The following is a 10,231-nucleotide window of genomic DNA, read 5'->3' on the forward strand; positions in this document are numbered from 1 at the left end:
GCGTTCCACACCGGAACCTGAGGAGGAAGAAGAGGAAGAGGAAATCACCGAAGGCATCACTTTGCGCATCGGACTGTTCTTTGATGGTACCGGGAATAACCAGAGCAATGCGGCGGCGACCGCACAGTGCCGACAATCGGATTTGGACAGTTTCAGTCGTGAAGAGCTTGAGAGCATTGCGGCGACTTGCAAGCAGTATGGGTTCGGAGAGTTTGACGGTAGTGCGTTTAACAGCGCGCCGAATAACAGTTACGGGAATGCGCCGAGCAACGTGGCGTATTTGTATGACTTGTATCCGGATAACAGCACCACGCCGCTTAATACAGACCAAAAGATCGCCTACCTATCCGTCTACATGGAAGGCATCGGCACACGTAGTGGCGGCAAAGATGACAGGCTGATTGGTCAAGGCCTCGGGCAGGGTGAAACTGGGGTGGTGGCTCGTGTCAAACAGGCACCAATATCCATCAAGAACCAGCTCAGCTTTTTCGGCGAAATCAATCCGGGAACTTCGATTCAAAAAGTTGAGCTCGATATTTTCGGATTCAGCCGCGGAGCAGCTGCAGCGCGTCACTGCGCAAATGAATTCCTCAAGCCGCAGTGCGGCATATTCGCCGAAGTGCTCAAGGCCGGAAACTTCGGTCTTAAGAAAGGGTTTGACGCTTCGACAGACGCATGCATTAACCTGATTGGCCTTTTCGATACCGTTGCGGCCATCTCAGACCCTCTGCATGGCGACTTCAGTCCAGGCGATGACGTCAATCGTGGCGTCAATCTCTACCTACCACCCGACTGCGCTCGGCAGGTTATTCACCTTCAAGCGCTCGACGAATATCGCGCCGACTTTTCTCTCAATAATGTTCACCACACGCACCTTCAGATAGGCCTGCCGGGCGCTCACTCCGATGTCGGCGGGGGCTATCTCCCAAGAGCAAGAGAAAAGTTGTGGATGACGCAACCCTGCAAGGCCAGCGTTCCGGCCGGCCAAAGGGTTGAGTCCCACGCGGCCTGGGCGCGTGCAGAGGCAGACGCCAAAGCATTGCGCGAAGCAGGCGTCGCTCGCGATGGCCACATTGCGGTGAAAGCCTGGCCTGCAGCAACTAACCCTCGAGGCAAAGCTGCGTCGGTCATGGAGGACTACTGGATAACCGTGCTGCTCGAACGCCCCGTGCATGGCGAACTGAGCCTGATTGCATTGCGTGTCATGCGTGAGCTGGGGATACGCCACGGCGTTCCATTCGACGTCATCCCCGATACGGATAAACGCTTCAAGCTACCGGATGAACTCCTGCCTATCTCCAAGCGAATCTTGCAGCAGGTAATGACAGGTCGGCTTGTACAACTTGAACCTGCGCACCAAGCACTACTCCGAGCACGTTACATCCATCTGTCCGCGCACTGGACCCCTGAGGGTCCCTTTCTGTTAAGCAAACCGGCACGGCTTAATCGTAGGAACGTACACCTCAACTACCCGCAAGATGGTTATCCAGAATGAAACGGCTAATTTATATGGCAGGCTTGCTGCTGACCCTTGCCGGTTGTGCGAGTGAGTCCAGAGTCCCGCCCCTCCACAAGCTGCCTTATCCGGCGTGGTACGTAGGATTGGCCGCACCAAAGCACATGGAAGTGTGGGTAGAGTCTGTGGATATTTTAGATCAGCGCGGCCTTGCATTTTTTCGAGTGCATGGCGGCGTCGCAAGTTATACCGGGAAGGCCGAGGGCTGGCATCAAGGAGGGGGCAAGTCAAAACCCATAAATAACGTCGATCTTCCTGAACAAATTTTCCTGCGCTGGCAGTCACTGGCGGAGCCACAGGCTTACAGGGCAAGAATACAAATCCCTCAGTGGGTACGCGATGAAATGGTACGGCCAGAGCGGGTCTACTGCCGCGGCTCAAAAGAATGGATAGAAGACTACCGATTCGCTATTACGCTGGGAATGGCGCCGGGAGGTATCGTCAAAGTGTGGGTTGGCGGGCCATGCCTGGGCTTCAAAGAAGTCGGTCGCTACCAAGCTAAAGTCGAGCCGCGTGGCCCGAACCAAGACGGAAAAGGACTATTTTACCGACCACCAAATCCAGAAGCGCAAGCCTGGATAGACCAGCACGGTATTCCCTATGGCAGTTGGTAATGCTGCTGCGGACTCGCGACCATCACGCCACCGCACAAATGAATATCTCAGAACCCAGTGCGGCGCCCACTCCGATGTCGGCGGAGGTTACCTGCCACGAGCACGAGAAAAGTTGTGGATGACGCAGCCCTGCAAGGCCAGCGTTCCGACCGGTCAAAAGGTTGAATTCCATGCCGCGTGGACCCGTGCAGAGGCGGACGCCAACGTATTGCGCGAATCAGCCGTGGCTCGCGATGGCTACGTTGCCGTGAAGGCCTGGCCTGCAGCAACTAACCCTCGCGGCAAAGCTGCGTCGGTCACCGAGGACTACTGGATAACAGTGCTGCTCGAACGCCCGGTGCATGGTGAACTGAGCCTGATTGCATTGCGTGTCATGCGTGAGCTGGGGATACGTCACGGCGTTCCATTCGACGTCATCACCGATACGGATAAACGATTCATGTTGCCCGATGAACTCGTGCCAATCTCGAAGCGAATTTTGCAGCAGGTAATGACAGACCGGCTTGTACGACTTGACCCTGCGCAAGAGGCATTGCTCCGAGCACGTTACATCCACCTGTCCGCGCACTGGACCCCTGAGGGTCCCTTTCTATTGAGCAAACCGGCACCGCTCAAACGCCGCAACGTGCATTTCAACCGTCCGCAAGAAGGCTATCCAGAATGAACCGCCTTATCTTCGGAATAGGGCTGCTTATTAGTCTGAGTGCTTGCGCAAGTGGGCCAAGATTACCCCCAGCCCCCAAGCTGCCGTATCCGGCCTGGTACATAGGTTTCGCCGCCCCCAAGCACATGGAAGTATGGGTGGAAACCGTCGACGTACTGGACACGCGTGGACTCGCATTCTTTAGGGTGCACGGCGGCGTCGCGAGTTACACCGGGAAAGTGGAGGGCTGGCACCAAGGGGTGTCGGGAGGAAAACCTATAAATAACGTCGATCTACCCGACCAGATTTTCCTGCGTTGGCAGTCACTGGTAGAGCCTCAGGCTTACAGGGCCAGGATACAAATCCCTCAGTGGGTACGCGATGAAATGGTACGGCCAGAGCGGGTCTACTGCCGCGGCTCAAAAGAGTGGATAGAAGACTACCGATTCGCGATTACGTTGGGAATGGCGCCGGGAGGTATCGTCAAAGTGTGGGTTGGCGGGCCATGCCTGGGCTTCAAAGAAGTTGGCCGCTACCAAGCCAAAGTCGAGCCGCTCGGACCCAACCAGGACGGAAGAGGCTTGTTTTACCGAGCACCCAATCCAGCAGCGCAAGCCTGGATAGACCAACACGGCATCCCCTATGGCAGTTGGTAACTCGGCCATGAGTGCTCACAAGGGGCATCACGGCACGCGACGGCTAGCGCACTTGCGGCTTTGTTCAAGGCTTCCATTTGCAGACTGGGTTTCCCGAATGAGGCGTCTGGTCTTTGCGGTCGGATTGCTGATCAGCCTGAGTGCCTGCGCAACGGGTGGCTCAGTACCCCCACCTGTCAAGCTGCCTTATCCGGCATGGTACATCGGCTTCGCCGCGCCCAAACACATGGAAGTGTGGGTGGAAAGCGTCGACGTGCTCGATCAGCGAGGATACATTTTCTTCAATGTGCATGCTGGGGTCGCCGGTTACACGCGTAAGCCCGAGGGCTGGCACAAGGGCACATCTGGTGGCAAACCCATCAACAACGTCGACCTACCAGACCAACTCCTTCTGCGCTGGCAGTCGCTAGTTGAGCCTCAGGCTTACAAAATCAGCATCCGGATACCGCAGTGGGTACGCGATGAGATGGTCAAACCAGAGAAAGGATTTTGCCTCTGGGCTGGCGAGTGGAAAGAAGACTTTCGCGACACCATCACCTTAGGAATGGCGCCTGGGGGAATTGTAAAAGCGTGGTTAGGCGGATCGTGCCTGGGCTTCAAAGAAGTCGGCCGTTACCAAGCTAAAGTAGAGCCGTTAGGCCCCAACCAAGACGGAAAAGGGCTGTTTTACCGAGCCCCAAATCCAGCCGCTCAAGCCTGGATCAACCAGCACGGAATCCCCTACGGCAGCTGGTAACCGTCCCACCCGCCAGAGTCCCCACAGACCCTGGCGGAACGCGATCCAAGCCCATTAACCCCAACCGCAACATCACCCGCCAGAAACCAACCCTTACAACCCCGCCGCCAACCGCGACCCCTGATCAATCGCCCGTTTGGCATCCAGCTCAGTCGCCACATCCGCCCCGCCAATCAAATGCACGCTCTGCCCCGCCGCCTGTAACCCGTCATACAGTTCACGCAGCGGATCCTGCCCGGCGCAGATCACCACGTTGTCCACCGGCAACAGTTTCTCCTCGCCCTCCGCGCCGATACGAATATGCAGACCCGCATCATCGATCTTCAGATACTCCACGCTGTTGAGCATCTGCACCTGTTTGTTTTTAAGCCCGGTGCGATGAATCCAGCCTGTGGTTTTGCCGAGGCCGTCGCCGACTTTCGTGGCCTTGCGCTGGAGCAGGAACACCTGACGCGCCGGCGCGTGGGGATGAGGCTTGATCCCGGCCACGCCGCCCCGCGCTTGCAGCTGGGTATCGATGCCCCACTCGTCCCAGAAGGCATCGCGATCCAGGCTGGTGGCCACGCCCTGATGGACGAGGAATTCCGACACATCGAAGCCGATGCCCCCCGCGCCAATCACGGCGACGGACTTGCCCACCGGTTTGCGGCCAAGGATCACGTCGAGGTAGCTGAGCACCTTGGGGTTGTCGACGCCAGGGATAGCGGGCGTGCGTGGCGCAATGCCGGTGGCCAGGATCACTTCGTCATAGCCCTTGCCAAGCAGGTCATCGGCCGTAACGCGGGTGTTCAGGCGCAGGTCGACGCCGGTGGTTTGCAGCTTGCGGCCGAAGTAGCGCAGGGTTTCGAAGAACTCTTCCTTGCCCGGAATGCGCTTGGCGATGTTGAACTGCCCGCCGATTTCGCTGGCCGAGTCGAACAGCGTTACGTCGTGCCCGCGCTGGGCCGCGACGGTTGCGGCAGCTAGGCCAGCGGGACCGGCACCTATGACGGCGATTTTCCGGACCTGGGTGACCGGCAGGTAATTGAGCTCGGTTTCATGGCAGGCCCGCGGGTTGACCAGGCAGCTGGTGAGCTTGCCGCCGAAGGTGTGGTCGAGGCACGCCTGGTTGCAGCCGATGCAGGTGTTGATCTCGTCGCTGCGACCGGCCGCAGCCTTGTTCACGAATTCGGGGTCGGCGAGAAACGGGCGCGCCATGGAGACCATGTCGGCGTCACCTTCGGCCAGCACCTGTTCGGCGACCTCGGGGGTATTGATGCGGTTGGTGGTGATCAGCGGGATCGACACCGAGCCGCGCATTTTCGCGGTCACTTTGGCGAACGCAGCGCGCGGTACTTTGGTGGCGATGGTCGGAATGCGCGCTTCGTGCCAGCCAATGCCGGTGTTGATCAAGGTGGCGCCCGAACGCTCGATGGCCTGGGCCAGTTGCACCACTTCTTCCCAGCTGCTGCCGCCTTCGATGAGGTCAAGCATCGACAGACGATAGATGATGATGAAATTCGGGCCGACGGCTTCACGCACCCGACGCACAATCTCCACCGGCAGACGCATGCGGTTTTCGTAGCTGCCGCCCCAACGGTCGCTGCGATGGTTGGTGTGAGCGACGAGAAACTGGTTAATGAAATAGCCTTCGGAGCCCATGATTTCAACGCCGTCGTACTCGGCGGTCTGCGCCAGGGTCGCGCAGGTAACGAAATCCTGAATCTGCTTCTCGATGCCCTCTTCGTCCAGCTCTTTGGGCTTGAAGGGGTTGATCGGCGCCTGAATCGCGCTCGGTGCCACCTGCTTCGGACTGTAGGCATAACGTCCGGCGTGGAGGATCTGCATGCAGATCTTGCCGCCGGCCTCGTGCACGGCTTGGGTGACGATGCGATGGTTGGCCGCCTCTTCCGGCGTCGACAGCTTGGCCGCCCCCGAATACACCCCGCCTTCAGCGTTCGGCGCGATACCGCCGGTGACCATCAGGCCGACCCCGCCCCGTGCGCGCTCGGCGAAATACACCGCCATGCGCTCGAACCCGCCCGGCTTTTCTTCGAGCCCGGTGTGCATCGAGCCCATCAGGGTGCGGTTGCGCAGCGTGGTGAAACCCAGGTCCAGGGGCGCAAGCAAGTGCGGGTAGTGGGGGGCGGCCATTAAGAAAACTCCATCAACATCATCACGGGATGCGAGCACTCTGCGGTGCGCGTCTGATCAGTTCAGGGGCCAAATGACGGCCTGTCCATAACGCAGACAGTAAACAGCCCTTGACGCCTGCTCAATGACCTTAAGTGACAAGTTAATGATTAAATCGCGCAGCTTGCTCGCTACCCAGATCCAGTCAGCCCATTTTGACTTCCATCATGCAACACGCAGAACATCGACATCTCTCTCCCCCCGAAGCGGCCCTACACCTTCTCCAAATGGCCGTTTTGCCGTAGCCTTCCGGCAACGTCATCGCGCCCTGCGCGCTTTCTTCCCAGAGGCAGTTCTCCTTTCTTCATGCGCAAAGTTCTCGGTTCACTTACCGCTGCAGTGCTGGTGATCCTCCTCGTCAGCTACGGGCTGTGGACGGGCAAGCGTCATGTCGGGCATTACCTGACGGACCTGCGCATTCAACTGGTGATCAACGACGGGCAACCCGGCGCACGCGGCAACCTGCTGGGCATTCAGCCCGAGCTGTTCCCCTCCGATTATTCGAGCGTCAAACGCCTGCACCGCAAGCTCGCGTCGTATCTCGTACAGGCCCGCGACCATGGGCTGCTCAACGATAAAACCATCGTGGTACTGCCCGAGCACATCGGCACCTGGCTGTTGGCCGTCGATGAAAAGGCCCAGTTCTACCAGGCCACCACCCTCGACGAAGCCATGAACTGGCTGGCGTTCAGCAACCCGCTGCTGTTCATCGACGCCATGTTTCATGCGCGGGGCAGCAGCCGCCTGGAGGACGCACACTTACGCATGAAGGCGCCTGGCATGGCGCAGGATTATCAGAACGTGTTCGGCGGGCTGGCCAAGGAATTCGGCGTGACGCTGGTCGCCGGCTCGATCGTGCTGCCCAGCCCGCGTGTGGAAAACGGCGAACTGCGCATCGGCCGTGGCGCGCTCTATAACAGCAGCCTGGTGTTCGGCCCCGACGGCCTGCCCCTGGGGCAGCCCCAGCGTCAGTTGTTCCCGGGCTGGAATCAGCGGGGTTACATCCGTCCCGGCAAAGACGCGCCGCTCAACGTCATCGACACCCCGGCCGGGCGGCTGGCGACGCTGATCGGCAGTGACAGCTGGTACCCCGACAACTACGCGCGCCTCAATGCCAGCGGCGTCGAGCTGATCGCAGTGCCCGCTTACGTCGCCGGCACTGGCGGCTGGGCGGAACCCTGGCGCAGCGACAAGCATGAGGCACTGGCCGCCCATCTGAACCTCGGCGCAACACCCATGACCCAGGGCGAAGCCTGGCGTCGACTCGCCCTGACCCCGGCCAGCACCGCCAAGGCGGGTATCGGCGTATTCATGCGCGGGCAGTTCTGGGATCAAGGCAGCGCCGGCCACAGTTTCGCCAGTCGCGACGGACAAAGCATCGCCGAGCAATCCATCAGCGCCACCCCGAAAGGTGTCCGCCCCGGTCATGGCGCGCGCCTGATCAATCTGTGGTTGTGACCGATGGCCTCCCCTCGCGTGCGTCTGGGCGATCTGTCCGTGGGCTTCGTCCACAGCCTCACCGACGCCGTTCGCAAAGAAGGGAAAGACCCGCAACCGCTGCTGGCGCAATACGGCCTGGATGCCGCGCGACTGGGCGAGGCCGGTGCCCGGCTGTCGATCCCGCGCTACATGCGCCTGGGCCATGGCGCCATCGAGCTGACCGGCATGACTGCGCTGGGCTTGCGAATGGGCCAGGCCAGTCGTTTGAGCCACGCCGGTCTGGCGGGTATCACTGCCGGGCAGGCGCCGACCGTGCGCGAAGCGGCGCGAACGCTGATTCGTTTCGAACCGCTGTACGGCTCGAATTATCGCGGCCAGTCGAGCTTGCACGAGGACAGTGACGGCGCCTGGCTGCGCTTCTACTCCATCAGCCCGTACAACGACTACAACCGCTTCGTGGTGGATTCTATTCTCAGCGGCTGGCTGCATCAGCTGTCAACGCTGAGCGGGACGACACTAAAAGCCGAACGTCTGGAGATCGAGTTCGAGGCCCCCGACTACGCCGCTGAATACGCCGTGCTCTGCGAGCAGCCTGTGAGTTTCGCGGCGGGCGTCAATCAGCTGCGGCTCAACCAGCATCAGCTTGGCCTGCGCAACCCCGACCACGTGCCGAGTACCTGGCGGCATCTGCTGCAGGTGTGTGAACGGGAACTGGAACAGCTCACGCGCACCCGCAGCCTGCGCGAGCGCATCACCCAGTTGCTGGGGCCGTTGTTGAATGGAGGTCGGGAGCCGGACCTGGAAGAAGTGGCGGCCCGACTGAAGCTGCCGACCTGGACGCTGCGACGCAAGCTGGCGGACGAGGGCACGCAGTTTCGCGCGATCCTCAATGACACCCGGCGCGACCTCGCCATGACCTACATCCGGGACACCGAACTGGCCTTCGGCGAAATCGCTTACTTGTTGGGATTTGCGTCGGCCGAAGCTTTTCAGCGGGCCTTCAAACGCTGGACCGAACAGACGCCCGGTGCGTTTCGCCGCAGCCAGCGCCAGTCGTTCTGACTTCCAGCCGTGGGTTTTCTTACAACTCAGTGGCGTCTTCGGCAGGTTCCAGCGGGTCCATCTCGTACGCCTGGTATTCCAGCAGTTCTTCCTGATACTCGTCCATTTTCGCGCCCTCGTGGCCGGTTCTTGTGATAGGTGGCTTTTGTGCTCGACATCGTTCTAGCGACGCTGAGTCATTCAGCAGCAGATTCACTGACTACGAGCCCAACCCTAAAGTGCCCTCATGAACAAAAAATGAAGGTCCGTTGAACACTGGACGCGCCCGGATAAACGGCAAGGGTCGCGATCACGTGCAGACCCATCTCCAAACCTGCTTTGAGCTCGCATTCGGTGTGTGGGCTGTGAGTTCTTTTATGCATGACGGGTTGGCCACTTGACGATCGCGCCGTGTTCGCCATAGTCTCGACGCCATGAACGTACCCCAGCATTTCTTCGGCCAGATAATTATTACCGCCATTCCAGTCATGGCGGGTTAGCCGACGTTTGCACCCAACCCGCCCTAGAGGCGGGTTTTTTCTCTCTGTCTCTCGGGCCAAAAACCACACCAGGAGCCAGACATGATCATTCGCCCTTCCCTCGCCTTTTTCGCCGCCCGCCTGATCATCCCAAGCCTTCCGACGAGGCCCTCACGATGAGTCAGCCACCGGCCTACGCGCTCGATCAGGGCGACCTGCTCAATCACTACGTCAAAAAGATCCTCAACTCCCGCGTGTACGACGTTGCTGTGGAAACCCCGCTGCACGCCGCGCGTCAACTGTCCCAGCGCCTGAAGAATCACGTCCTGCTCAAGCGTGAAGACTTGCAGCCGGTGTACTCCTTCAAGATTCGCGGCGCGTACAACAAGTTGGCGCAGCTGAGTCCGGAAGAACTGGCGCGGGGCGTGGTGACAGCGTCGGCAGGCAATCACGCCCAGGGCCTGGCGCTGGCGGCGAAGACCTTGGGTGTGTCGGCGACCATCGTCATGCCGAAGACCACGCCGGAGATCAAGGTCGAGGGCGTTCGCTCCCGGGGCGGAAAAGTCGTACTCCACGGCGACTCGTTTCCCGAAGCGCTGGCGTATTCGCTGAAACTGGTTGAGGAACACGGCTACGTCTACGTTCATCCGTACGACGATCCCGACACCATCGCCGGGCAAGGCACGGTGGCGATGGAAATCCTGCGTCAGCATCAGGGGCCGCTGGACGCGATCTTCGTCCCGGTCGGCGGCGGCGGGCTGATCGCCGGCATCGCTGCGTACGTGAAATACCTGCGCCCGGAGATCAAGGTGATCGGCGTCGAGCCGGACGATTCCAACTGCCTGCAACAGGCCATGGCCTACGGCGAGCGGGTGGTGTTACAGCAAGTCGGGCTGTTTGCCGATGGCGTCGCGGTGGCGCAGATCGGTCAGTA

Annotated in this window: 8 protein-coding genes and 1 pseudogene; 8 read left to right on the forward strand and 1 reads right to left on the reverse strand. The window is 60.0% G+C overall.

The window, feature by feature from the left end:
- Nucleotides 1-673 precede the first annotated feature (673 nt).
- The 5 genes and pseudogenes from AC0Z8Z_RS22260 to AC0Z8Z_RS22280 all read left to right on the forward strand — a co-directional run.
- Nucleotides 674-1,495: pseudogene (locus AC0Z8Z_RS22260) on the forward strand (phospholipase effector Tle1 domain-containing protein); the annotation flags it as partial.
- A complete protein-coding gene (locus AC0Z8Z_RS22265) occupies nt 1,492-2,130 on the forward strand; it encodes a DUF2931 family protein (RefSeq protein WP_485620530.1) in 639 nt (212 codons plus the stop codon). The pseudogene AC0Z8Z_RS22260 and the gene AC0Z8Z_RS22265, both read left to right, overlap by 4 nt.
- The gene (locus AC0Z8Z_RS22270; protein WP_485620531.1) at nt 2,117-2,794 is read left to right on the forward strand and encodes a hypothetical protein; all 678 of its coding nucleotides are present in this window, start codon (nt 2,117-2,119) and stop codon (nt 2,792-2,794) included. The genes AC0Z8Z_RS22265 and AC0Z8Z_RS22270 overlap by 14 nt, the downstream gene beginning before the upstream one ends.
- Nucleotides 2,791-3,429 carry a DUF2931 family protein gene (locus AC0Z8Z_RS22275; protein WP_205487163.1) on the forward strand — a complete coding sequence of 213 codons (639 nt, stop codon included), beginning with the start codon at nt 2,791-2,793 and terminating at the stop codon, nt 3,427-3,429. The genes AC0Z8Z_RS22270 and AC0Z8Z_RS22275 overlap by 4 nt, the downstream gene beginning before the upstream one ends.
- Before the next feature lie 97 nt (nt 3,430-3,526).
- Nucleotides 3,527-4,165, forward strand: coding sequence for a DUF2931 family protein (locus AC0Z8Z_RS22280; protein ID WP_485620532.1), 639 nt, complete (start codon nt 3,527-3,529; stop codon nt 4,163-4,165).
- Nucleotides 4,166-4,258: 93 nt separating this feature from the next.
- On the opposite strand, the gene AC0Z8Z_RS22285 is transcribed toward AC0Z8Z_RS22280, so the two are convergent.
- On the reverse strand, nt 4,259-6,298 hold the full coding sequence (locus AC0Z8Z_RS22285) for an oxidoreductase (RefSeq protein ID WP_485620533.1): 2,040 nt from the start codon (nt 6,296-6,298) through the stop codon (nt 4,259-4,261).
- A 345-nt stretch (nt 6,299-6,643) separates the two neighbouring features.
- Here AC0Z8Z_RS22285 and AC0Z8Z_RS22290 point away from each other — a divergent pair, with 345 nt between their 5' ends.
- From AC0Z8Z_RS22290 to AC0Z8Z_RS22300, 3 genes are all read left to right on the forward strand, one after another.
- On the forward strand, nt 6,644-7,795 hold the full coding sequence (locus AC0Z8Z_RS22290; RefSeq protein WP_122623934.1) for a carbon-nitrogen hydrolase family protein: 1,152 nt from the start codon (nt 6,644-6,646) through the stop codon (nt 7,793-7,795).
- A gap of 3 nt (nt 7,796-7,798) precedes the next feature.
- Nucleotides 7,799-8,839 carry an AraC family transcriptional regulator gene (locus AC0Z8Z_RS22295; protein WP_485620534.1) on the forward strand — a complete coding sequence of 347 codons (1,041 nt, stop codon included), beginning with the start codon at nt 7,799-7,801 and terminating at the stop codon, nt 8,837-8,839.
- Between the two features lie 673 nt (nt 8,840-9,512).
- Nucleotides 9,513-10,231: pyridoxal-phosphate dependent enzyme (locus AC0Z8Z_RS22300; RefSeq protein WP_485620538.1), on the forward strand; the 719-nt coding region annotated here is incomplete at its 3' end.

This window comes from Pseudomonas sp. 1L-C-7-B-C1, assembly GCF_057291635.1.

Excerpts from the sequence above, each read along its gene's own strand:
- AC0Z8Z_RS22265 (WP_485620530.1), top strand. The coding sequence starts at position 1,492 with ATGAAACGGCTAATTTATATGGCAGGCTTGCTGCTGACCCTTGCCGGT.
- AC0Z8Z_RS22270 (WP_485620531.1), top strand. The coding sequence starts at position 2,117 with ATGGCAGTTGGTAATGCTGCTGCGGACTCGCGACCATCACGCCACCGC.
- AC0Z8Z_RS22275 (WP_205487163.1), top strand. The coding sequence starts at position 2,791 with ATGAACCGCCTTATCTTCGGAATAGGGCTGCTTATTAGTCTGAGTGCT.
- AC0Z8Z_RS22280 (WP_485620532.1), top strand. The coding sequence starts at position 3,527 with ATGAGGCGTCTGGTCTTTGCGGTCGGATTGCTGATCAGCCTGAGTGCC.
- AC0Z8Z_RS22285 (WP_485620533.1), bottom strand. The coding sequence starts at position 6,298 with ATGGCCGCCCCCCACTACCCGCACTTGCTTGCGCCCCTGGACCTGGGT.
- AC0Z8Z_RS22290 (WP_122623934.1), top strand. The coding sequence starts at position 6,644 with ATGCGCAAAGTTCTCGGTTCACTTACCGCTGCAGTGCTGGTGATCCTC.
- AC0Z8Z_RS22295 (WP_485620534.1), top strand. The coding sequence starts at position 7,799 with ATGGCCTCCCCTCGCGTGCGTCTGGGCGATCTGTCCGTGGGCTTCGTC.